Consider the following 23,152-nt stretch of genomic DNA (forward strand, 5'->3'; position numbering starts at 1 on the left):
GCTCTCCCGGGCGGGCGGCAACGGACCGATCCCCGCCGCCCGCCGCCGCGATCGCGGTCACACCGCCCGCATCGCCAGATAGGCCCCGCGCAGGAAGGCCGCGCCGATCTCCATCGTCTGCGGCACATAGCGCTGCGACAGATCCTGCAGTTCGGTGACGTGGCCGTGGGTGTGGAACCAGCCGACGAGCAGCATCCGGCGCAGCATCACCATCGCCGGCAGCACCGCGAGATCGGCAGCATCGAGCGGGCGCAGGCGGGTGTAGCCCCGCAGCCAGGCCGCGACCAGGGCCGGCGTCTCCGGCGCATGCTCGACGAAGGTCAGCGCGCAGGCGAGCTCGTAAAGATGCCAGCTGATGCCGCAATCGTCGAAGTCGATGAGCTGGATGCCACCGGGGTCGACGATGAAATTCGCCATCCGCATGTCGCCATGGATCAGCCCGTGCCGGGCGGGCGGGCGGCCATAGGCACCGATCTCGGCGCGGATCTTCGCATCGACCCGCGCCAGCAGGTCGCGCTCGGCCGGCCCGACGGTCGCGTTGTCGCCCCAGTAGCCCCAGCGCCCCTGCCGCCCCATCGCCGTCTCGATGTCCCAGTGCGGGCGCACGAACCCGGGCGGCCGGCGCCAGGTCTCGTTGAAGCCATGCAGCCGCGCCGCGGTCTCGCCAAGCTCGACAAAGGCCGCCTCGGCATTGGTCTCGTCGAGCATCCGGCCGGGCACGAAGTCGAAGAGCGTGGCGAATTGCGTGGCGCCGGTCGCGTCGTGAAAGCTGGCGATCGGGGCGCCCGCAAGGGTGTCGATCACCGCCGGCGTGCGCGCCGTGCCGCTCGCGCGCAGCGCCCGGATCCAGGCGATCTCGCTCAGGATCTCGGCGCGGCTGCGCTCGCCCGGCCGGCTCAGCCGCAGCACCGCGACGCGGCCGCTGTCGGGGTCGCTCACCCGGTAGGTGGCGTTTTCCGAGATCGAGAAGATCTCGAGCTGACTGCGCGGACTGAAGCCGTATTGATCAAGCACCGCGGCGCCGTTGTCGTGCCAGATCCGCAGCGGCGGGGAAGTCGGGGTCATCGCCGCCTCCTCAGAGATGCGCGGGCGCGCTGGCGGAAACCGCCTCGGCCAGCCGCGCGAGGATCTCGTCGATCTCGGCGGGTGTCGCCAGCACGCCGGGCTTGAACTGCAGCACGCTCGGATCGAGGGTCGAGAAGATCGCCCAGATGCCGCGTTCGTAAAGCGCGCGCATCACCGGCTTCGCCCCCTCGCGATCGGCGAATTCGAGCCCGACGACCAGCCCGTCCTGGCGCACGCCGGTAAGCCAGTTGCCATGCGTCTCGCGGATCGCGGCAAAGCCCGCGGCAAGGCGCGCGCTGTTCGCATGCACATTGGCGATCACCTCCGGGCGCAGCGAGATCTCAAGCACCTTGAGCGCGACATGGGCGCCAAGTTCCGAGCCCGAGAAGGTCGACATATGGGCAAAGCCGTCGCGTTCGAGCCAGCCGCCCGCCTGATCGGTCATCACGATCGCGCCGATCGGATAGAGCCCGCCGCCGAGCCCCTTCGAGGTGACGAGGATGTCGGGCGAGAAGCCGTGCTTCTCGATCGCCCAGAGCCGCCCGGTGCGCATCAGCCCGGCCTGCACCTCGTCGGCGATGTAGAGCGCGCCGGTCTCTGCGCAGAGCGCCTTCACCGCCGCAAGGTAGCCCGGCTTCGGCATCGGAAAGCCATAGGTCGCGGGGATCGTTTCCATGATCACCGCCGCCGCGGGCTCGGCGCGCAGCATCGCCGCCATCGCGTCGATGTCGTTGAAAGGCACCGCGGCGAATTCGTCCGGCCGGTCGGCGAGGAACAGCTTCGAGAACCGCGGATTGCCCGTCGCCACCGCAAGGCCGGTGTGGCCGTGATAGGCATTCTCGATCGAGATGATCCTGCGCCGCCCGGTGCCGTAGCGCGCCGACTTGATCGCGAGGTCGATCGCCTCCGACCCGCTCGTGGCGAAGGCGACGCGGCTCAGCCCGGCGGGCGCGGTGGCAATCAGCCGCCCGGCGAGCGCGGTGCGCGCGGGCGCGGGGAAATGGTGATTGCCGATGTCGACGTGATCGAGCGCGGCCTTCAGCACCGCGACGAGTTCCGGGTTGCGGTGGCCGAGGTTGTAGGTGCCGCCGTTCAGATGCACGTCGATCAGCGCCTTGCCGTCGATGTCGTAAAGCCGGTAGCCCTCGCGCCGGCCGATCACCAGCGGCACCCCGGCCTGTTGCCAGAACCGGGTCTTGTCGGGGTTCCAGTCGCGCTCGGAGGCCTCGAGGATCGCGTGCTTGTCGGCAAATCCCGCCCGCAAGAGCGCGTCGTCATCGTCTTTCATCGTCCAGCTCCTTGATCCGCCCCTCGCGGGCCCTCGCAGACAGAATGCGGCCGCACGGGCGGGCGAACTTGCCTTGGCGTGACAAGTTTTTGGCCAGCCGCCACAGTGTCGCCGGGTGACGCGCGGCACCCGACCCCCCGTTTTTTGCCGGATCGGCGCCGCCCCGCTCGAACTTCCGGGCAAAAATCGGGCATTGCGGCGCCGATCTGCGCAATCAGGCACAGAATGCGAAAGCAGCCCGCACAAACCCGCTGACGACCGCAGACGCCTTCGGGGCGAGTGGTGAAGCTGCCGGATGGCCTTCGGCGAAGGGGAGATTCGGCCGTGAATCTGACACCGCTCGACAAGATCCGCGCGACCGCCGTGACCGGCTCGCATGTCCTCGCCAGCGTCACCAGCGGGCTCGAGGAGTTCATCCGCACGAATGGCGGCGACCCGCACCGGGTGCTGGCGCGCGCCGGTCTCGACATGGGGCTTGCCGAGCAGCCGACGAGCCCGATCCCGATGCGCGACTTCTGCAACGTGCTCGACGGCGCGGTGGAGGCGACCGGCAACGAGCGCTTCGGCCTGTGGTTCGGACATCAGTTCCGCCCCGAGGCGATGGGGCTGCTCGGCTATCTCGCAGTGTCCTCGGCGACGCTCGGCGCGGCGCTCGGCAGCATCGAGCGCGCCTTCCCGGTGCATCAGAGCGACAGCATGTTCCGCGTCAGCGTGACCGGGGGCATCTGCCGCATCGACTATCAGCTGCGCGACGGCTCGATCCTGAACCGGCGGCAGGACGCCGAGCTGTCGCTGGGCATGTTCTGCAACATCCTGCGCCAGCCGATGGGGGGCCGCTGGGCGCCGCTCGAGGTGCATTTCGAACATGCGCGCCCGCTCGGCACCGAGGAATACCGCCGCGCCTTCGCCTGCGACCTGCGCTTCGATCAGCCGATGAATGCGATCCTGCTGCGCGCCGAGGCGCTCGACCGGCCGATGCCGAACAGCGATCCGATCCTGCATGCGGTGCTGGCGCAGATGCTTGCCGGGATCACGCCGCGCGCCGCGGCAAGCGGCATCATCAGCGCGGTGCGCAACGAGATCGTCGACCTGCTGCGCGCGGGCTATCCGCGGCTCGAGGATGTCTCGGCCCGGCTTGCGCTGCCGTCCTGGACGCTGCAGCGCCGGCTCGGGCAGGAGGGCTGCCGGTTCAAGGATCTGGTCGACGAGGTGCGGCGCGAGCTGTCGCTCGTGCTGCTCGCGGAAGCCTCGCTCAGCGTGTCCGAGCTTGCCTTCCGGCTTGGCTATTCCGAGGTGAGCGCGTTTTCGCGCGCCTTCCAGCGCTGGCACGGGCTGTCGCCGCGCGACTGGCGCAAGCGCGCCGGGGCAGCGCAGATCGGCGCCGGGGCGGTGCTGCACTGAGATGCCCGCAGCCAGAGCGCGCAGCAGGACACGCGCCACCGCACGACGGGCGGCGCAGGCCGTTTCGCCCCCGCCGCCCGCGATGCCCTGCCGGGCGCCGTCAGAGGTAGCTGACCGGCTCGATCAGATCCGAGGGCTCGTCCATCATCTGCCAGTAGCGGGTGCGGATCTTCCGCGTCCAGCCCCCCGGCACGCCCGCCCCCACCGGCGCACCATCGAGCGTGACCACCGGGGTGATGCCGCCCGCCGTGGTCGCGGCAAAGATCTCGTCGGCGCCGCGCAGCATCTCGGGGGTGATGTCGCCGATCACCGTCTGCAGGCCGAAATCGCGCGCGATCTCGAGCGCGGTGCGCCGGGTGATGCCGGGCAGCACGTTGCGCGCCGCGGTAAAGACGGTGCCGTCCTTCACCATCAGCACGTTGAAGCCCGGCCCCTCGGTGACGAAACCGTCGCTGTCGAGCAGGAAGGCGGTGCGCGCACCGCGCTCCTGCGCCTCGAAGGTGGCGCGCACCAGATCGCCCCACTGATAGTTCTTGATCCAGGGATCCATCACATTCGCGGGCGAGCGGCGCACGCTTTGCGCGATCACCGCGTCGATGCCCTCGATCTGCCTGATCGGCGAGAACACCCACAGATAGGGGATCGCATAGACGTAAAGCTGCGAGTCCAGCGCCTCGAGGTTCTTCTCGCCGGGCTTGCGGCCATAGCCGCGCGTCACGCAGACGTTCACATAGGCCTCGCGCAGCCCCGACCGCGCGACGCAGCCGTGCATCAGATCCATGATCTCGGTCTTCGTCGCCGGCATCGGGATGCGCATCTTCTCGGCCCCGGCGAGGAAACGCTCGACGTGATCCTCGAGGCGGAAGAAATTCCCGTGCCAGACATGGGCGACGGTATAGGTCACGTCGGAATGGCCGAAGCCCGCATCGAAGATCGAGATCCGCGCCGCGGCGGCGGGCATGAACGCGCCCTCGATCCAGGCGCAGCCACCGGCAAGCGGGCTCGTCCGGTCAAGGCTGTAGCGGCTGTACTGGATCGCCTCGCCCGGCACCGTCTCGCAAATGATTTCGTCGAGGCCGGCCTCGAGGATCGTCAGCTGGTTCATCGTCATCTCCCGTGTTGGCGTGACGCGGGAAGGGCTCCGCGCGTCCGATGCGCCAAGCCTAGGGGCAGCAAGCCGCGCGCCGCTTGACCGCAGAGGACAAGCTTCTGACTTCGCCGCGAGGCCGTGACCGGACCGTGGCACCGGATTTTCCCCGGCCCGCCGCTGCAGCGGAAATTGTGCACTGAAGTTTTCGAATCGTCGTCCCAAGTCAAGTCGCCGGTCCCGCCCCGTCGCAGGATCGGCTCAACGAAACCGTTCCGACCCCGATGGAGGGCGTGATGAGCGCGCAAGCGAAACCGGCCGAGACGGCCCCCGAAACACCGCCGCCCTTCAAGAGCTGGGGCCTCTCCGTGCGCGGGCTGACGAAGCATTTCGGCGGCGTCTACGCGATCAACGGCGTGAACCTCGACTGCAAGGAAGGCGAGATCGTCGGCCTGATCGGGCCGAACGGTGCGGGCAAGACGACGCTGATGAACATCGTCTCGGGCACGATGGCGCCGACGAGCGGTGCGGTCTATCTCGACGGCACGCCCTTCGCCCCCTCCTCGGCGGTCGATTGCGCCGAACGCGGCATCGCCCGCACCTTCCAGAACATCCGCCTGTTCAAGCGGCTCTCGGTGCGCGACAACATCCGCGTCGCCGCGGTGACCCGCGCGCGGGTGAAGCGTGCCCCGATCGACGAGGCCTTCATCGACGAGCTGATCGGTTTCATCGACCTCGGCGCGCTGGCGGGCAGCCCGGCGGGGGCGCTGCCCTACGGCCACCAGCGCCGCGTCGAGATCGCCCGCGCGCTGGCGCTGCGGCCGCGGGTGCTGCTGCTCGACGAGCCGGCGGCGGGGATGAACGAGCAGGAGACCGAAGCCCTGACCGGCACCGTGCGCGCGATCCGCGACCGTTACGGCTGCGGCATCGTGGTGATCGAGCACGATCTCACCTTCATCATGCAGGTCTCGCAGCGGCTTTACGTGATGCACCTCGGCGCGCTGCTGACCGAGGGCGCGCCGCAGGCGGTGCGCCACGATCCGCGGGTGATCGAAATCTATCTCGGAAGGAAAAAATGACATGACCAGACAGGGAAGCTCCGCAATGCAGAAACTGACCGCCGGCGTAGCCGTGGCCGCGCTCCTCTCCGCCTCTCCGGTGTTCGCCGAGGGCAAGCCGATCCGGCTCGGCTATGCCGCGGCGATCACCGGCGGGCTCTCCCCCTATGACAGCGTGCCCGGCGCCGAATGCGCGATCGAGCGGATCAACGCGGCGGGCGGCGTGCTGGGCCGGCCGCTCGAACTTGTGGCGCGCGACATGAAATCGGATGCGGTCACCTCCTCGGTGGTGGCGCAGGAGCTGGTGGACATGGGCGTCACCGCGATCCTCGCGCCGCCCACCGACGACACCGCGATCCCGGTCGCCGCACTCGCCGCCGCGCGCCAGATCCCGGTGATCTCGGTCGGCTCGACCCAGGTGCAGCTGCCGATGGCCTCGCCCACGAACACCTACCTTACTGCCTATGGCGACAACCTCGCCGCGGGCGCCGTGGCCGAGATCGCGATCGACCGCGGCATGACCACCGCGGCCACCATGGTCAGCCGCGACTACGGCGCCTATGGCATCGTGATCCCGCAATATTTCAGCGATGCCTTCACCCATCTCGGCGGCAAGATCGTGGGCTCGGTGAACTACAACATGGGGCTTTCGGACTACAGCGCGCAGGTCGCCGAGGTGAAGGCGATGGATCCCGCGCCGCAGCTCATCGTCGGTGGTTTCCTGATGCCCGAGGCCGGCGTGATCCCGCGCCAGTTCAAGGCGGGCAATATCGATGTCGCCTTCATGGGCACCGACGGCTTCGACGACCCGGGCCTGATCGAGATCGCCGGCCAGGGCGGCGCCTCGGTCACCTTCGTCACCCATGGCTTCCCCTCCGAGGGCAGCGATCTGAAGGCCTTCTACGACGATTGCACGGCACGCGGCCACAAGATCGAGAACGTCTTCTTCGCGCTTGGCGGCGAGGCAGTGATGCTGGTGGCCGACGCGATCACCCGCGCGGGCAGCGATGATCCGGCGGCGGTGAACGCGGCGCTTGCCGAAACCGAGGGCTTCCACGGCATCACCTCGAGCTCGATCACCTACAAGGGCCAGCACGGCGTGCCGATCAAGGAAATGTCGATCGTCACGATCAAGGACGGCGCCTTCACCTCGGAAGGCACGATCTTGCCGAAATACATCCCGGCACCGTGATGGCAGGGGCTGCGATGACCGGGCCGGCGCTGCTCGAAATCGAGAACCTCTCCGTCCGCTACGGCGCGATCAGCGCCGTGCGCGGCGCCTCGCTGCGGGTGGAGAAGGGCGAGATCGTCTCGTTGCTCGGGGCGAACGGCGCGGGCAAAAGCTCGCTCGTCAATGCCGCCGTGGGGATCGTCCCCGCGGCCGGTGGCCGGATCTGCTTCGAGGGGCGCGACATCACCCGCGCGCCCGCCGAGACCGTGGTTGCCCGCGGCATGACGCTGAGCCCCGAGGGGCGGCGCGTCTTCGCCGATCTCACCGTGCGCGAGAACCTGCTCCTCGGCGCCGCGCTGATGCGCGACCGCGCCCGGGTGCAGGCCGATATCGAGACCTATTTCGAGATGTTCCCGATCCTCGGCGCGCGGCAGCAGCAGCTCGCCAAGACGCTGTCGGGCGGCGAGCAGCAGATGCTTGCCATCGCGCGCGCGCTGATGTCGCATCCGCGGCTCTTGATGCTCGACGAGCCCTCGCTCGGCCTCGCGCCGCGGATCGTCGACGGCATCTTCGATCTGATGGTGCGGCTGCGCGACGCGGGGCTGACCATCCTCGTGGTCGAGCAGAACGCGAGCGAGGCGCTCGGCATCGCCGACCGCGCCTACATCATGACCACGGGCGCCGTCGTCTATGAGGGACGGGCCGCCGATCTGATCGGCTCCACCGACCTGATGGACGCCTATCTCGGGTCCGGGGTGAGCTGAGGAGAGACAGATGGATTATGTCCTGCAACAGACACTGAACGCGCTGAGCGTGGGCTCGGAATATGCCCTGCTCGCGCTTGGCCTCGCGATCGTGTTCAGCATCGTCGGGCTGGTGAACTTCGCCCATGGCGAGCTGATCACCGTCGCGGGCTATGCGATCTATTTCGCCGCCGCGCTGATGGCGCCGAACCCCTGGGTGCTGGTGGCGATCGGCATCGCGGCCTCGGTCGGCGCCGCCTGGGCCTTCGAGCGCGTGGCCTTCCGCGCGATCCGCAACGCGCCGGTGAACACCGGGATCCTGACCGCCTTCGGCGTGTCGATCATGGTGCAGAACGCCTTCGTGATCTTCGTCGCGACCCGGCCGAAGCCGGTGCAGACGCCGGAATTCCTCGCCTCGGTGGTGCAGCTCGGGCCGCTGCGGCTGCCGGTGCTGCAACTGGTGGAAACCGGGGTGACGGCGGTCGCGATCCTCGCGCTGGTGGCGCTGCTGCGCTTCACCACGCTGGGCCTTGCGATGCGCGCGGCGGCAAAGGATTTCACCGCGGTGCGGCTGATGGGGATCCGCGCGAACCGGGTGATCCAGGCGGCCTTCATGATCTCGGGCTTTCTGGCCGGGCTGGCCGCGATCTTCATCCTGTCGCGGCGCGGCGCGGTCGACCCGTTCATGGGCTTCGTGCCGGTGCTCAAGGCCTTCGTCGCCTGCGTTCTGGGCGGGCTCGGCTCGCTGCCGGGCGCGGTCGTCGGCGGGCTCGTGCTCGGCATCTTCGAGGTGGCGCTGCAGGTGGTGCTGCCGCAAGACGTCGCCGCCTATCGCGACGCGATCGTCTTCGCCGTCGTCGGGCTGACCCTGGTGCGCTTTCCCGCAGGCCTGCTCGGCCGCACCGTCGAACTGGGAGACAAGGACACATGACCGCCCATATCCTCGCCACCGCGCGCCGCTCCGCCCTGCCGATCGGCGTTCTGGCCCTGCTCGCCCTGGCCGTCGGCCTGTTCGCCGAGGCCTATCAGGTGCGCCTCGCCTATGCCTTCCTGATGAACCTCGTGCTGGCCCTCGGCGTGCAGATCTTCATGGGCAATTCCGGGGTGATCTCGTTCGGTCACATCTCCTTCATGGGGGTCGCGGGCTATGTCACCGCGATCCTGACGATCCCCGCCGCGCTGAAGATGTCGCTCATTCCCGACGCCCCCTTCGGCCTTGCGCAGGCGACGGTGCCGGTCGTCGTCGCGGCCGGAATCGCGTTTGCGATCGTGCTCGTGCTCGGCTGGCTGACCGGCTATCTGATCATCCGCGTCAGTGGCTCCACCGCCGAGATCCTGACCCTTGCGCTGCTCGTCATCGCCTATGTGATCTTCACCGCCTGGATCGACCTCACCCGCGGGCAGCGCTCGCTTTACGGAATCCCGGTGGTCTCCTCGCTCGCCACCGGCACGGTGATCGCGGCGCTGGTGATCTTCGTCGCCAAGCTGTTCCGCGACAGCCCCGCCGGGCTGCAGCTGCGCGCCTCGAGCGAGGACATGCTTGCCGCGCGCGCCATGGGCGTGCCGATCGCCCGGCTGCGCCACCTCGCCTGGACGCTCTCGGCGGTGGTCGTCGCGCTTGGCGGGGTGATGCACGCCACCTATCTGGGGGTGATCGGGCCGAACAGCTTCTACTTCAACCAGACCTTCCTGACGATGGCGATGGTGATCCTTGGCGGTGCGCGCTCGGTCTCGGGGGTGATCGTCGGCACGCTCGCGATCTCGCTCGGCAACGAGATCGCCCGCACGATCGAGAACGGCCCCGAAATCCTCGGCCTGCAGCTGCCGGAGATGTTCGGCCTCACCGGCTTCTTCCTCGGCGCGGTGATCGTCGGCACGATGATCCTGCGCCGCGACGGGATCCTCGGCGATCTCGAATTCGAGGATCTGATCGCGGCGCGGCGGCGCCGGCGCGCGAAGGCGCCGAAGCCGCTCGTCCCGCTGCGCGAGGGGCAAAGCTGACCCGAAACCCGGCCGGGGGATGAACCGGCCGGGCTTTCCGCAATGGCGCGGCCCCCGGGGCCCCCGCCTCAGATCAGATGGCGCGGGATGGTCTCGGACCAGTCGCGGCGCGCCACTTCGCTGTCGCCCTCGCGCGCGACCAGATGGCCGCTGAGGTGGAAATGCGTGGCATCCGAGGTCATCTCGGTCACCGTCTCGACCCGGGTGCGCCAGCCCTCGCGCCCCATCTCGTAGCTTTGCGTCAGGACATAGCGCGCCGAGAGCGGGTCCTCGGGCCGGATCGTCAGCTCGCGCCGCAGGTTGTGTTCCAGCTCGGTGCCGATCTCGTCGAAGCGCACGACGCCCTCGCCGAAGAGGCCACCGCGGCCCTCGGTGACATAGGTCGCGACGCCGGTCAGGTGATCGAAACTCGACTGCCGCAGCATCAGCCCCGGGTCGGTCTGGGTCATCGGCGTGCGCGGCCCGTGCGCGGGGGGCGCGAAACGCACCTCGGCCTGCGGCGCCTCAAGGTCGCGCACCGGCAGGGCGAGCGTCGAACCCGCCGGCGTGAGGGTGACGGTGGCGGCGCTCGGCGCGGGCCAGATCGCCGGCCAATAGGCGGTGCCGACCGAGACCCGGATCCGGTGCCCGGGCAGGAAGCGATGGCCGCAGGCCGAAAGCGTCACCCTGACCCGATAGGGTTTGCCGGGCTCGAGCGGCGCGGGCGTCTCGTGGCTGTCGCGATGGGTCAGGTTCAGCACCTGATACGAGACCCGCAGCACCTCGCCCGAGGGCAGCACGTCGCACAGCCGCACCGCAAGCTGCGCCACCGGCGCATCGGCGCTCAGCTCAAGCATCAGCTCGGGCGCGCCGAGGATCTCGATCGCCTCCTCGAGCACCGGCGTGGTGAAGTTCAGCGAGCCGCCATCGTCGAGCCGCTGGTCGGTCGGCATCTCGCCATCGCAGCCGGTGCCCATCCATTCGCCCGCCGCGCGGCCGTGGTCCTGCGGCGAGCGCACCGGCAGCGCCGCGTCCGAGGGCTCGGGCGTCGCCGCCAGCGCGCCGTCGGCGCGCAGGTGCAACAGCCGGTCGGCGATCGCCGGGCTCGGCCAGGACGCCTCGCCGACCCAGCGGCCGGGCTGCATCTTGCGGGTGCCGGTGGGCGCGACCGGGTCGTTGATGAAGGCGCGCAACTGCGGCTCGTCCATCACCCCGGTGTCGACGCCCTTCAGCCACTGGTCCCACCAGCGCACCGCCTCCTGCAGGAAGCCGATCGCCGGGCCGGGCACGCCGTCCATCGGGTAGATATGCCCCCAGGGGCCGATGATCCCGCGCGCGGGCACCTGCAGGTTGGCCAGCAGCCGCGGCACGGAGTTGGTGTAGCTGTCGGCCCAACCGCCCACGACGAGCACCGGGCACTGGATCGCCGACCAGTCTTCCTGCACCGAGCCGTGCTTCCAATAGGCGTCATAGCTCTGGTGTTCGGTCCAGAGCGCCGGGAAGAACGGCAAGGTCGCGATCCGGTCGAGCCAGCGCGCGCGCCAGCCCTCGCCCACGATCTCGGGATCAAGCGGGCGCGACTGATAGGCCAGCATGATCGAGCCCCACCACAGGTTGTCGTTCAGCAGGCAGCCGCCCATGAAATGGATGTCATCGCGGAAGCGGTCGTCGGTGGAATAGCAGGTCAGGATCGCCTTCAGCGCCGGCGGGCGGCGCATCGCCACCTGCAGGCAGTTGAAGCCCGACCAGCTCTTGCCCATCATGCCCACATTGCCCGAGCACCAGTCCTGCGCCGCGATCCAGGCGATCACCTCGAGCGCGTCGTCCTGCTCGAGCTTCAGGTATTCGTCGGCCATGTGCCCGTCGGACTCGCCCGTGCCGCGGATGTCGACGCGCACCGCGGCATAGCCGTTTTGCGCGAAATAGCCGTGCATCGGCTCGTCCCGGCCGCGGGTGCCATCGCGCTTGCGGTAGGGAATGTATTCGAGAACCGCCGGCACCGGCTTTGACCGCGCCCCCTCCGGCAACCAGATCCGGGCCGCGAGGCGGGTGCCGTCGCGCAGGGTGATCCACGTGTTTTCAATGACTTCCAAGTTCATTCTGCCCTCCGCAGGCATGTCGGGAAACGGGGGGCGCAGCACGCCCCCTGCAGGATCTTGATGGAATTCGGGTCAGCGCCCGGCCAGCACCTCGTCGAGCCAGTCGGTGCGCAGCTGCGGCACCGCGTCGAGCAACCGGCGGGTGTAGGGGTCCTGCGGATCGGCGAACAGCGCGGCCGTCTCGCCGGTCTCGACGACCCGGCCCTTCTGCATCACCATCACCCGGTCGGCGAGGCGCTGCACCACCGAGAGGTCATGGGTGATGAAAAGATAGGTCATCCCCAGCTCGTCCTGCAGCTTGCGCAGAAGCCGCAGGATTTCCTCGGCCACCAGCGGGTCGAGCGCCGAGGTCACCTCGTCGCAGATCATCAGCTCGGGCTCGGCGGCAAGCGCGCGGGCGATGCAGACGCGCTGCTTCTGCCCGCCCGAGAGCGCCGAGGGCAGGCGCTCGGCAAACTCGGCGGGCAGGCTGATCTGCTCGAGCAGCCGCGCCACCTCATCCGCCAGCGCCTTGCCGCGCAACCCGCGAAACAGCGCCAGCGGCCGGCCGATCGCCTCGCCCACGGTCTGGCGCGGGTTCAGCGCCACGTCGGGCAGCTGATAGACAAGCTGGATCCGGCGCAGCTGCGCCGCGCTCCGGTCGCGAAACCGCGGCGGCAGCGGCGCGCCGTCGAAGGCGACGGTGCCCGCCCGCGGCGGCAACAGCCCCGACACCAGCCGCGCCAGCGTCGACTTGCCCGAGCCGGATTCCCCCACCACTGCCAGCGTCTCGCCGCGCTTCAGTTCGAGCGAGACCTCGTGCAGCACCGGCGTCTGGCCATAGCTTGCATCCACTTTTCCGACCGAAAGCAAGACCTTGCCGGTGCGGTGATGGGCGCCCGAGACCGCGCCGAGGCTCTCGCGCCGCTCCGACACCAGGGCGCGGGTATAGTCCTGCTGCGGCGCCTCGAGCAGCGCGGCGGTGGGCCCGGTTTCCACCTCGCGGCCATGGCGCAGCACCATCAGCCGGTCGGCGATCTGCGCGATCACCGCAAGGTCATGGGTGATGTAGAGCGCCGCGGTGCCATAGCGCCGGATCACCGCGCGCAGAAGCGCCAGCACCTCGATTTGCGTGGTCACGTCAAGCGCCGTCGTCGGTTCGTCGAGCACGAGGATGTCGGGCTTGCCCGCCATCGCCATCGCGATCATCGCGCGCTGCAGCTGGCCGCCAGAGACCTGATGCGGATAGCGCGCGCCGAAATGCTCGGGGTCGGGCAGTTGCAGCGCCCGGAACAGCTCGAGCATCCAGGCGCGGGCCTCGGCCTCGGGCATCAGCCCGTGCAGCAGCGGCACCTCGAGGATCTGGGTGTCGAGCCGCATCGCCGGGTTGAAGGCGGCGGCGGCGCTTTGCGCGACATAGGCGATGCGGGTGCCGCGCAGGGCCTCGCGGGTGGGGCGCGACGCGCCGCGCATCTCGGTGCCGACGAGGCGGATCTCGCCGCCGGTGATCCGGCAGCCGCCGCGGCCATAGCCCATCGAGGCCAGACCGATCGTCGACTTGCCGGCGCCGGATTCGCCGATCAGGCCGAGCACCTCGCCCGGGTTCAGATCAAGCGACACCCCGTGCAGCAACACCGCGCCATTCGGCGCATCGACCTGCAGGTCGCGGATTTCAAGCACATGGCTCATCGGTTTTCCCCCTGCGCGGTGGTGCGGCCGGCCAGCGCCCAGTCGACGACGAGGTTGACGCCGATGGTGACAAGCGCGATCGCCCCGGCCGGGAACAGCGGCGCATAAAGGCCGTAAAGAATGCCCTGCTGGTTGTCGCGCACCATGCCGCCCCAGTCGGCGAAGGGCGGCTGCACGCCAAGGCCCAGATAGGACAGGCCGGCGACGAACAGGAAGGTGAAGCAGAACCGCATGCCGAATTCGGCCAGCAGCGGCGGCAGCGCATTGGGCAGGATCTCGCGGCGCAGCATCCACCACAGCCCCTCGCCGCGCAGCCGGGCGACCTCGGCATATTCCATCACCACGATGCCCTGTGCCACCACCCGCGACAGCCGGAACACCCGGGTACTGTCCAAAAGCGCGATGGTGCCGATCAGTACCGGCAGGCTGGAGCCCAGCGCCTGCAGCACCACGAGGGCCGAGATCAGCACCGGGATCGACATGATGACGTCGATCAGCCGCGCCCCCACCAGATCCGGCCAGCCGCCGGTGAGGGCGGCGAGAAAGCCGAGCGGCACACCGATGCAGAACGAGATCAGCACCGCCGCGAGCGAGACGCCGACCGACATCCGCGCGCCGTAAAGCAGCCGCGAGAGCATGTCGCGCCCGTTCTGGTCGAGCCCCAGAAGATGGCCCGCCGAAGGGTCGGCGAAGGGCGTGCCCAGCACCTCTTCCTGCCCGAAGGGGGCAAGCATCGGCCCGAACAGGAACAGCGCCGCGGTGGCGGTCACGATCAGCAGCCCGAGCAGGGCAGAGAGCGGCAGCCGCCCGAAAACCGGAAGGGTCATCTCAGACCTCCTTCGCGCGCGGATGGCGCAGGCGCGGGTTCAGCGCGATCGCGGCGACATCGGCCACCAGATTCAGCACGACATAGACCGCGGCAAAGACCATCGCCGCCGCCTGCACCATCGGCAGGTCGCGCTTCGACACTGCATCGACCATGAACCGGCCAAGCCCGTTGTAGTTGAAGATCGACTCGACCAGCACGACACCGGCGATCAGATAGGTCAGGTTGAAGGCGACGACGTTGACGATCGGCGCCAGCGCATTCGGCGCGGCATGGCGCAGCACGACGCGGCCGTTCTTCATGCCCTTGAGATAGGCGGTCTCGATATAGGGCTGGTCCATCACCGCAAGCACGGTGGTGCGCGTCATCCGCATGATCTGCGCCACGGTGACCAGCACCAGCACCAGCATCGGCAGGGTGGTCGCCTCGAGCCAGGCCGCAAGCCCCATCCCCGACCAGGTGTCGGCAAGGCTGGGCAGCAGCCCGTATTGCACCGAGACGAAGAGGATCAGCAGCAGGCCGAGGAAATATTCCGGCAGCGACACCGTGGCCAGCGCCACCACATTCGCCACCCGGTCGAAAAGCGAGCCGCGGACCGCCGCCGAGACGATGCCGAGCCCGACGGCCAGCGGCACCGCGATCACCGCGGCATAGCCTGCAAGCGCCATGGTGTTCCAAAAGCGCGGCCAGAGCAGATCGCCCACCGGCTGCCGGCTCGCCAGCGACAGGCCCAGATCGCCGTGCACGATGCCCGCGGCCCAGCCGAGGTAGCGCGCCACCGGCCCGGCATCGAGGCCGAGCTGCTCGCGCAGCGCGGCAAGGGATTCCGGCGTCGCATTCTGTCCCAGGATCGCCGCGGCGACGTCGCCGGGCAGGAGTTCCGTGCCGGCGAAGACCAGCACGGACACCAGGGCGAGGGTCACGACCCCCAGCCCCAGACGATGCACGATCAGCTTGCCCATCAGCTGTCCAGCCAGACCTTTTCGGCGAGCCGGGCGCCCATCAGGTTGAACATCGGGTGCGGGGTCACGCCCTTCACCTTCTTCGACACGCCGTCGAGATAGTCGCCGAACATCGGGATCATCGCGCCGCCCTCGTCATGGATCATGCGCTGCAGCTCCCAATAGATCTCGCGCCGCTTCTGGTCGTCAAGCAGCGCCCGGGCCTCGCCCAGCAGCCGGTCGAAATCGGCATTGGCCCAATGCGTGTCATTCTGCGCCGAGGCCGAGGAATAGGCGATGGTCAGCATCTGGTCCGCCGTCGGCCGCCCGCCCCAGTAGGACATGCAGAACGGCGCCTTCATCCAGACATTGTCCCAGTAGCCATCGGCCGGCTCGCGCTGGATCGTCACCTCGATGCCCGCGGGCGCCGCCGCGGTGCGATAGATCGCCGCCGCGTCGACCGCTCCCGGGAAGGCCGCATCCGAGCTTTGCAGCGTCAGCTTCAGCCCGTCCATGCCGGCCTGTTTCAGGAAGAACTTCGCCTTCTCCGGATCATAGGCGCGCTGCGCCAGCTCGGTGTTGAAGAAGCGGTCGGTGACCGGGATCGGGTGGTCGTTGCCAAGCGTGCCATAGCCCAAAAGCGCGGTCTGCAGCAGCTGTTCACGGTTGACCGCGTATTTCACCGCCTGACGCACGTTCACATCGGTGAAGGGCGCCTGCGTGCAATCCATCAGGAAGGTGTAGTGCTGCCCGCCCTTCGAGCGCACGATCTGCAGGGTCTTGTTGCGGGCGAGCAGGTCGACGGTCTTGAAGTCGAGGCTGTTGATCGCCTGCACCTGCCCCGACATCAGCGCATTGGTCCGCGCCGCGATGTCGTTGATGACGATCACCTCGACCGCATCGACATTGGCGCAGCCGGGCTTCCAGTAATTCGGGTTGCGGCTGAAGCGGGCGCGCACGCCGGGCTCGATGCTTTCCGGGATGAAGGGGCCGGTGCCGATCGGGTTCATCCAGTCGGTGAAGCCCGCGGGCACCACCAGGAAGTGATAGTCCGACAGCACATAGGGCAGGTCGGCATTGCCGGAGGCGAGGGTGATCTTCACCTCGTGCTCCGACAGCTTCTGCACCTCGGCGAAGGCCGCCGCGACCGAGCGCGCCGCCGAGGAGCTGTCGCCGCGGTGCAGGTTCAGCGAATAGACCACGTCATCGGCGGTCAGCGCCTTGCCGTTGTGGAAGGTCACGCCCTGGCGCACCTTGAACACCCATTCCAGCGCCCCCGCGCCCGCTTCCCAGCTTTCGAACAGCTCGGGCCGGGCGATGTTGTCGGCGTCGATCTCGACGAGGCCGTTCATCACCATGTAGGCCTGGTTCACCGGCACCCAGTCGTTCAGCTTGCGCAGGTCGAAATCGTCGGTGGTCGAGCCGCCGCCGATGCCCATGCGCAGCAGCCCGCCGCGCTTCGGCGCATCCTCGGCGCGCAGCTGCCCGGGCAGCAGCGACAGCGCCGAAAGCCCCGCGGCGCCGGCCAGCAAGCCGCGGCGCCCGATCTGAAATTCCTGTCCTCGTGTCGTCATCTTGCCCCGCACGCTTTCGCGCCGTCTCCCTGCTGCTGCCCCTGACCGGGGTCGCTTCGTTGTTTCCACGAACCTAGGGAAACCGCCCCGGCGGGCAAATGAATTTCCGTCATACCCCCGTGACGGGCGGTCAGGCGCCCTGCCCCTGCGGCACGGCCACCTCCGTGCCGTGGCGGTTGCCGGCGACCAGCCAGTCGGCCAGACGCCGGGCCGACTGGCGCAGGTGGCGCTGGCTCGAGCGCATCAGGTAATATTGTCCCTGCCCGGTCAGCCGATGCGGATGCGCCTCGACCAGCCGGCCGGCGTCGATCAGATCCTGCACCAGCCAGGTCCAGCCCATGGCGACGCCGATGCCCTGCATCGCGGCCTCGATCGCCAGCCGGTAGCTGCCCATCTTCCAGCGCATGGTGTCAGGCGGCAGCGCGACGTCGGCGCTGAACAGCCAGTTGCCCCAATCCGTCCATTCCTTGAAGGTTTCCTCCATCGTCAGCAGCAGCGGCGCCTCCATCTCGAGCAGCGGCGGCTGGCCCGGGGCGCTGACCGGCACCATCCGCTCGGGGCCGAGCGGCTGCATGACGAAATCGGCCATCCGCACCGGGCGGTGATAGATCCCCAGATCGTATTCGTCGGGCCGCAGCTGCGAGATGTTCTCGTCCACCCGCAGCTTCAGCTCGAGCCAGGGCAGATCGCGGCGCAGCGCGGCAAGCCGCGGCATGATCCACAGATCGGCCACGCCCTGCGAACAGGCCAGCACCACGCGATGGCTGTCGCGCGCGCCCTGCATCCCCTCGCCCAGCACCGAGAGCGCATCCATCGCCTGCCCGACATGCAGCGCATATTCCTGGCCGAGCGCGTTCAGCACCACGCCCGAAGCGGTGCGCTCGAACAGCACCGCGCCGATATGATCCTCGAGCCGCGAGATCTGCCGGCTCACCCCGCTTTGCGTCAGCCCCAGCATCTGTGCCGCGGCCGAGATCGAGCCGCAGCGCGCCACCGTCTGGAAGGCGATCAGGGCGTTGAGCGGGGGAATGCGCTGGCCGGTCGTCATGCGGTCCTCGATTGGGGGCTGGGGTCTGAAATGGCACGAAACCTGTCCGCGCCATGCCATGAAAATTTATCATGCCCCTATACGCAAGCCCCCCGTTCCGTTTTCCGCCGCCGGGGATAAAACGGCGCCACGCAGCGGCGCATTCGCGGTCCGCGCAAGACATCTTGCCGGCCCCATGCCGGCATTCTCGGAGTGACGGGCATGAGCCTGCCTGACCTGATCGGCCTCATCGGGGCCGGAGCCTACCTTGGCGCCTATGCGCTGCTGCAGATGGGGCGGCTTTCCGTCCGCGACGGGCGCTATGCGCTGCTGAACGTGATCGGCGCGCTGGCGCTGATCAGCTCGCTGTTCTGGCAATGGAATCTGGGCGCGTTCGTGTCGCAAGGCGCGTGGCTGCTGTTCACCGTGGTGGGCTTCCTGCGCAACGCGGCGCCGCCGCGGCGCGCCGCCTGAGGCGCACCGCTCGCGAAGACCGGACCGGGCTCAGGCCGGCAGCACGACCGGCACCGCGCCGGTGCGCAGGCGCAGCACCGCACTCGCCCCCTCGGCCGGAAGCTCGGCCGCGGCCGAGCGCGGCACGTCGAGGATCATCTCCTCGCCGCTGGCAATCCGGCCAATCACCCGCAGGCTGCGGCCGTGGAAGACCACGTTCTCGACCCGGATCGGGATGCCGGCACTGGCGGTCGAGATCTCCAGATCCTCGGGACGCAGGCCCAGCACCACCGCGCTGCCCGCGCCAAAGCCATGCGCCTCGGCCGGCATCGGCAGGCTCGAGCCCGGCACCTCGAGCCGGCCATCGGCCGAGACCTTGCCCGGCAGCAGGTTCATCGTGCCGATGAAGCCCGCGACGAAACGGGTGGCGGGCCGGTCATAAAGCTCGGCCGGCGAAGCGATCTGCTCGATCACGCCGCCCTGCATCACCGCGATCCGGTCGGAGATCGACAGCGCCTCGGTCTGGTCATGGGTCACCATCACGAAGGTGGTGCCCAGCCGCGACTGCAGGTTCTTCAGTTCGATCTGCATCTGCTCGCGCAGGCTCGCATCCAGCGCCGAGAGCGGCTCGTCCAGCAGCAGCAGCTGCGGCTCGCAGACGATCGCGCGCGCCAAGGCCACGCGCTGACGCTGCCCGCCCGACAGCGCCGAAACCGGGCGTTTCGCCTTGTCGGCAAGGCCCACGAGATCGAGCGCCTCGCCGACCTTGCGGCGGATCTCGGCCCGCGGCGTGCCGCGCACCGAAAGCCCGAAGGCCACGTTCTCGGCCACGTCCATGTGCGGAAAGACCGCGTAATCCTGAAACACCGTGTTCACCGGCCGGCGGTTCGGCGGCAGATGGCCGATCTCGGCGCCGCCCAGCAGGATCTGCCCCGCGCTTGCCGCCTCGAACCCCGCGACCACCCGCAACGTCGTGGTCTTGCCGCAGCCCGAGGGGCCGAGCAGGCTGACGAATTCGCCGGCCGCGATATCAAGGTCGATGTCCTTCAGGCCGTAATGCCCGTTGCCGAAGATCTTGCTGACCTTGCGCAGGCTCAGGAGCGGGTCATTCGTCATCGCGCACCTCCGATTTCTTGGTGGCATTGATCCAGATGATGAGGCAGCGCTCCTCCCCGTCGTTGCGGAAGGAATGCAGCAGCAGCGAGCGGAAGGCGAAGCTGTCGCCGGTGCGCAGATGATAGGTGGTGCCGTCGATCCCCAGCTGCGCCGAGCCCTGCATCACGAAGCCGAACTCGTGGCCCTGATGCGAATAGGCCTCGGCGGTGCCGCCGCCGGGCTCGATCTCGACCAGCATGCCGGTGAGCGCGGCACCGGGCGGGGAGAGGAGTTGCTTGCGCACCCCCTCGGAATGCACCGGGATGTCGCGCCGGTTGCCCGCGCGCACGCAGTAGATGTCGTTGCTCTCCGCGCTGTCCTCGAGCAGCCGCGCGGCATCGACGCCAAGCGCGGTGGCGAGCGGCCAGAGCGTGCGCACCCGGAGCGAGGAGACGCCGCGCTCGATCTGGCTGAGTGCGCCCACCGAGATCCCCGCCTGCCCGGCAAGCTCGGTCAGCGACAGCCCCGCCTCGAGCCTCAGCGCGCGCAGGCGCCGCCCGACCATGATGTCGGCAAGGCGCTCGTCGCGCGCGGCCTCGGCGGCTTCCGTGGAATTGTCCTGACCCATCATCTCTTTCTTTTCACTGTCCGGCTGCGGACGGGGGCCGCCGGCCCCCGCCCCGTTCCTGGCCTTGCTCAGCCGCCGGCCTTGATCCGCTCGAACATCTTCGCGAGCTCGTCGTTTTGCTTCATCGGCCCGGTGAAGACCGTCGTCGACAGCATCGTCTGCGGATCGGCGGGCAGTTTCAGCGCGTCGAGCTCCTGCTGCGGCACCTCGGCGAAGGCGGTCGCGGTCGAGGCGCCATAGCCGTAGTTCTCAATCAGTGCCTTGCCCGAGTCGGGCTCGAGCCGGCTGTTGATCAGCTCATAGGCGAGATCGACGTTCTTGGCGTCCTTCAGCAGCACGAAGCCGCAGGTCCAGGTCAGCATCCCCTCCTTCGGGTTCATGAACTCGACCGGCACGCCCTGCTTCTTCAGCGCCACCGCCGAGGCGTTCCAGGTCATCGCCGCGACCAGCTCGCCCGAGGCCAGCGACTGCTCGACCGAGGTCATGTCGGTGGTGTAGCTCGACAGCAGCGGGCGCTGTTCGCGCAGCTTCTCCTCGACCTTCTTCAGCCCCTCGGCATCCATGTCGAAGGGGCTCACCCCCGCCAGCAGCGCCGCGACGACCGGCGTGTCATGCACCGCGTCGATGGTCGCGAGGCGGCCGGCATATTGCGGATCCCAGAGCATGTTCCAGCTCTGCTCGGCGTCGGGCGCGACCATGTCCGTGCGGTAGAGCACCGAGGTATTGCCCCAGTCCCACGGCACCATCCAGACCTTGCCATCGCCCGCCTGGATGTCGGGCAGGTTGCGCAGCACCGGGAAGATATTGTTCCAGTTCTTGATCCGCGTGGTGTCGATCGGCTGCAGCAGGCCTTCCTTGTTCCAGCGCGCGATCTTGTCATAGCAGGGGTGCGCGACATCGGGGTGGAAGCCCGCCTTGACCTTGGTGAAGGCGTCGTCGTCATCGCCGAAGACCGAGGTCTCGAGCGCGTCGGGATGCGCCTTCAGGAAGCTCTGGCTGAACTCGGGCAGCTCATAGCCCGACCAGGTGAAATAGCTGAGCTTGTCCTCGGCGAGCGCGGGCGTCGCGACCCCGGCCGCAAGCGTCAGGGTGAGCAGCGTCTTCTTCATTGGTGTGACCTCCATGTCGTTGTCTGTCTTTGTTTTATTGTCTTTCCGGGGATTTCCCGGCCGTTCCGCCGGCTCAGACCCGGCTGCGCCGGCGCAGCAGTTCCGCCAGCCCCGCAAGCAGCACCGAGACCAGCAGGATCAGCGCGCCAAGCGCCATCACCACCGGCAGCGATTTCGGGAAGCGCAGCTGGCTCCAGATGTAGAGCGGCAGGGTGGGCTCGGTTCCGGCGAGGAAATAGGCGACGATGAACTCGTCGAACGAGGTGAGGAAGGAGAGCGTGAAGGCCGAGCCGATCGCCGACCAGGCGAGCGGCAGCACGGCGCGGCGGAACACGGTGAAATCCGAGGCGCCAAGATCGGCCGCCGCCTCGGCGATCGAGCGCGGGATCGCGGCAAAGCGCGCGCGCAGCACGGTGACGGCCGCGGGCAGGCAGACCAGCACATGGCCCAGCACGATCGCGATCCGCGAGGGGCCGAGGCCGGCGAGATTGACGAGGATCAGCAGCGCGATGCCGACGATCACGCCCGGAATGAGGATCGGCAGCCGCGCCAGCACCCCGATCAGCCGCGACAGCACGGGGCGCGGGAAGACCTCGAGATAGGTGATCGTGGTGGCGCAGAGCGTCGCGATGCTGGCCGCGGCGAGGGCGATGACCAGGCTGTTCTTCAGCGCCTGCCCGATCGCCGGGGTTTGCAGCAGCGTGCGATACCACTCGAGCGTCAGCCCCTTCATCGGAAATGCCGCCTGGATCGAATCGTTGAACGAAAACAGCGGGATCAGCGCGACGGGCAGGTAAAGGAAAACGATATAGGCGCCGATGTAGAGCGGCAGCAGACGGCCCTGTTTCATGTCCGGCTCCCCCAGCGGCGATCGGCCTGCCGCACCAGCGCGACGGCGATCAGGATGACGAGCATGGTGGCGGTGGCGAGTGCGGCACCGAACGGCCAGTCGTTGGCCTTGCCGAACTGTGCCTGGATCAGGGTGCCGATCATCGTGCTGGCCGGGCCGCCGACCATCGAGGGCGTGACATAGTCGCCCAGCGTCGGCACGAAGACCACGAGCGCGCCGCCCAGCACCCCGGGCATCGAGATCGGCAGCACCACGCGGCGGAACAGCTGCGCCTTCGTGGCGCCGAGATCCGCCCCCGCCTCGAGCAGCGAGGCCGGGATCGTCTGCAGCGCGACATAGATCGGCAGGATCGCGAAGGGGGCATAGGCATGGGCGAGCGTCAGCACCACCGCCGCCGGGTTATTGAGGAACATCATCGAGGGCTTGTCCCACAGGCCAAGCTCGATCATCGCCGAGTTCAGCACGCCGTTGTAGGCCAGCACGATCTTCCAGGCGAAGACGCGCAGCAGGTAGCTTGTCCAGAACGGCAAGGTGACGAGGAACAGCAGCAGGCCGCGATGCTTGCCGGCACGGAAGGCCAGATACCAGGCGACCGGATAGGCGGTGACGACGGTGGCGAGCGTCACCAGCCCCGAAATCCACAGCGAGCGCAGCATCACCCGTGCATAGAGCGGATCGGTCAGGATCTGCGCGAAATTACCCAGCGTCAGCGGCCCGAGGAGAAGCCCCTGGTCATTCACCCGGAACCCAAGCCCCAGCACGAGCGCGAGCGCGAAGATCACCAGCCCGAAGGTGACCAGCGCCCCCGGCAGTGACATCGCAGACAGGAACCCTGCCCCGTTTGCCAGTCGTCGCATCGTCTCTCCCATCCCTTGTCGGAAAGATCTCGGCGGAGAATCGGAAACCGGATCTGTATTTTTCTGATTTATGAAAATGTATGAGCCATTTTCATTTCTGTCAAATCCCATGGTCCGCGGCGGCCGCCCTGCCCCGGCGCCGCCCGAGGTCGAGGCGCGCGCGCGACCGGACCGGGCATCCGGGGCGCAGGCCGGCGACGGGCAAGCCGCGCCCCGGACAACGTGACCGACG

21 protein-coding genes are annotated in these 23,152 nt (G+C 68.6%); 7 read left to right on the forward strand and 14 right to left on the reverse strand.

Annotated features, from left to right (window positions below; all coding sequences use genetic code 11):
- Positions 1–57: 57 nt before the first annotated feature.
- Positions 58–1,065, reverse strand: a complete 1,008-nt coding sequence (locus tag EOW66_RS00745) for a phosphotransferase enzyme family protein (protein WP_128154087.1) — start codon at positions 1,063–1,065, stop codon at positions 58–60.
- Between the two features lie 10 nt (positions 1,066–1,075).
- Complete coding sequence (locus tag EOW66_RS00750) at positions 1,076–2,353, reverse strand: class-III pyridoxal-phosphate-dependent aminotransferase (RefSeq protein ID WP_128154088.1); 1,278 nt, start codon at positions 2,351–2,353, stop codon at positions 1,076–1,078.
- Between the two features lie 324 nt (positions 2,354–2,677).
- Between EOW66_RS00750 and qhpR the strand changes: the two genes are divergently transcribed.
- The gene (qhpR, locus tag EOW66_RS00755) at positions 2,678–3,754 is read left to right on the forward strand and encodes an AraC-like transcriptional regulator QhpR (RefSeq protein ID WP_128154089.1); all 1,077 of its coding nucleotides are present in this window, start codon (positions 2,678–2,680) and stop codon (positions 3,752–3,754) included.
- A 100-nt stretch (positions 3,755–3,854) separates the two neighbouring features.
- Here qhpR and EOW66_RS00760 read toward each other — a convergent pair whose 3' ends face one another.
- A complete protein-coding gene (locus EOW66_RS00760) occupies positions 3,855–4,859 on the reverse strand; it encodes an aminotransferase class IV (RefSeq protein WP_206363647.1) in 1,005 nt (334 codons plus the stop codon).
- Between the two features lie 278 nt (positions 4,860–5,137).
- Between EOW66_RS00760 and EOW66_RS00765 the strand changes: the two genes are divergently transcribed.
- From EOW66_RS00765 to EOW66_RS00785, 5 genes are read left to right on the forward strand one after another with little or no spacing between them, the layout of a single operon-like run.
- Positions 5,138–5,920, forward strand: coding sequence for an ABC transporter ATP-binding protein (locus EOW66_RS00765; protein ID WP_128154091.1), 783 nt, complete (start codon positions 5,138–5,140; stop codon positions 5,918–5,920).
- A gap of 25 nt (positions 5,921–5,945) precedes the next feature.
- On the forward strand, positions 5,946–7,091 hold the full coding sequence (locus EOW66_RS00770; protein ID WP_164880982.1) for an ABC transporter substrate-binding protein: 1,146 nt from the start codon (positions 5,946–5,948) through the stop codon (positions 7,089–7,091).
- A 14-nt stretch (positions 7,092–7,105) separates the two neighbouring features.
- Entirely contained in the window at positions 7,106–7,834 is a 729-nt protein-coding gene (locus tag EOW66_RS00775; RefSeq protein ID WP_128154736.1) for an ABC transporter ATP-binding protein, read from the forward strand.
- A gap of 10 nt (positions 7,835–7,844) precedes the next feature.
- The gene (locus EOW66_RS00780) at positions 7,845–8,744 is read left to right on the forward strand and encodes a branched-chain amino acid ABC transporter permease (RefSeq protein WP_128154093.1); all 900 of its coding nucleotides are present in this window, start codon (positions 7,845–7,847) and stop codon (positions 8,742–8,744) included.
- Positions 8,741–9,814 (forward strand): branched-chain amino acid ABC transporter permease, encoded by a 1,074-nt coding sequence (locus EOW66_RS00785; RefSeq protein WP_128154094.1) that lies wholly within the window; start codon positions 8,741–8,743, stop codon positions 9,812–9,814. Before EOW66_RS00780 ends, EOW66_RS00785 begins: the two co-directional genes overlap by 4 nt.
- A 68-nt stretch (positions 9,815–9,882) precedes the next feature.
- On the opposite strand, the gene EOW66_RS00790 is transcribed toward EOW66_RS00785, so the two are convergent.
- The 6 genes from EOW66_RS00790 to EOW66_RS00815 form a co-directional block, all read right to left on the reverse strand.
- Positions 9,883–11,892, reverse strand: a complete 2,010-nt coding sequence (locus EOW66_RS00790; protein WP_128154095.1) for a CocE/NonD family hydrolase — start codon at positions 11,890–11,892, stop codon at positions 9,883–9,885.
- Positions 11,893–11,964: 72 nt separating this feature from the next.
- A complete protein-coding gene (locus EOW66_RS00795; protein ID WP_128154096.1) occupies positions 11,965–13,560 on the reverse strand; it encodes an ABC transporter ATP-binding protein in 1,596 nt (531 codons plus the stop codon).
- Positions 13,557–14,387, reverse strand: coding sequence for an ABC transporter permease (locus EOW66_RS00800; RefSeq protein ID WP_128154097.1), 831 nt, complete (start codon positions 14,385–14,387; stop codon positions 13,557–13,559). Before EOW66_RS00800 ends, EOW66_RS00795 begins: the two co-directional genes overlap by 4 nt.
- A 1-nt stretch (position 14,388) precedes the next feature.
- On the reverse strand, positions 14,389–15,348 hold the full coding sequence (locus EOW66_RS00805; protein WP_128154098.1) for an ABC transporter permease: 960 nt from the start codon (positions 15,346–15,348) through the stop codon (positions 14,389–14,391).
- Positions 15,348–16,901 carry an ABC transporter substrate-binding protein gene (locus EOW66_RS00810; RefSeq protein ID WP_128154738.1) on the reverse strand — a complete coding sequence of 518 codons (1,554 nt, stop codon included), beginning with the start codon at positions 16,899–16,901 and terminating at the stop codon, positions 15,348–15,350. Before EOW66_RS00810 ends, EOW66_RS00805 begins: the two co-directional genes overlap by 1 nt.
- A gap of 130 nt (positions 16,902–17,031) precedes the next feature.
- Positions 17,032–17,949 carry a LysR family transcriptional regulator gene (locus EOW66_RS00815; protein WP_128154099.1) on the reverse strand — a complete coding sequence of 306 codons (918 nt, stop codon included), beginning with the start codon at positions 17,947–17,949 and terminating at the stop codon, positions 17,032–17,034.
- Between the two features lie 201 nt (positions 17,950–18,150).
- Between EOW66_RS00815 and EOW66_RS00820 the strand changes: the two genes are divergently transcribed.
- Positions 18,151–18,402 (forward strand): CBU_0592 family membrane protein, encoded by a 252-nt coding sequence (locus EOW66_RS00820; RefSeq protein ID WP_128154100.1) that lies wholly within the window; start codon positions 18,151–18,153, stop codon positions 18,400–18,402.
- Positions 18,403–18,432: 30 nt separating this feature from the next.
- Here EOW66_RS00820 and EOW66_RS00825 read toward each other — a convergent pair whose 3' ends face one another.
- The 5 genes from EOW66_RS00825 to EOW66_RS00845 all read right to left on the reverse strand — a co-directional run bounded on the left by EOW66_RS00825 (position 18,433) and on the right by EOW66_RS00845 (position 22,920).
- Positions 18,433–19,497, reverse strand: a complete 1,065-nt coding sequence (locus EOW66_RS00825; protein WP_128154101.1) for an ABC transporter ATP-binding protein — start codon at positions 19,495–19,497, stop codon at positions 18,433–18,435.
- Positions 19,487–20,107, reverse strand: coding sequence for a cupin domain-containing protein (locus EOW66_RS00830; protein ID WP_128154102.1), 621 nt, complete (start codon positions 20,105–20,107; stop codon positions 19,487–19,489). Before EOW66_RS00830 ends, EOW66_RS00825 begins: the two co-directional genes overlap by 11 nt.
- Positions 20,108–20,172: 65 nt before the next feature.
- A complete protein-coding gene (locus EOW66_RS00835) occupies positions 20,173–21,213 on the reverse strand; it encodes an ABC transporter substrate-binding protein (RefSeq protein WP_206363648.1) in 1,041 nt (346 codons plus the stop codon).
- Positions 21,214–21,286: 73 nt separating this feature from the next.
- Positions 21,287–22,063, reverse strand: coding sequence for an ABC transporter permease (locus EOW66_RS00840; protein WP_128154104.1), 777 nt, complete (start codon positions 22,061–22,063; stop codon positions 21,287–21,289).
- Positions 22,060–22,920, reverse strand: coding sequence for an ABC transporter permease (locus EOW66_RS00845; RefSeq protein WP_206363649.1), 861 nt, complete (start codon positions 22,918–22,920; stop codon positions 22,060–22,062). The genes EOW66_RS00840 and EOW66_RS00845 overlap by 4 nt, the downstream gene beginning before the upstream one ends.
- Between the last annotated feature and the right edge of the window lie 232 nt (positions 22,921–23,152).

It is taken from the genome of Paenirhodobacter huangdaonensis, assembly GCF_004022465.1.
Taxonomy (GTDB): Bacteria; Pseudomonadota; Alphaproteobacteria; order Rhodobacterales; family Rhodobacteraceae; genus Rhodobacter; species Rhodobacter huangdaonensis.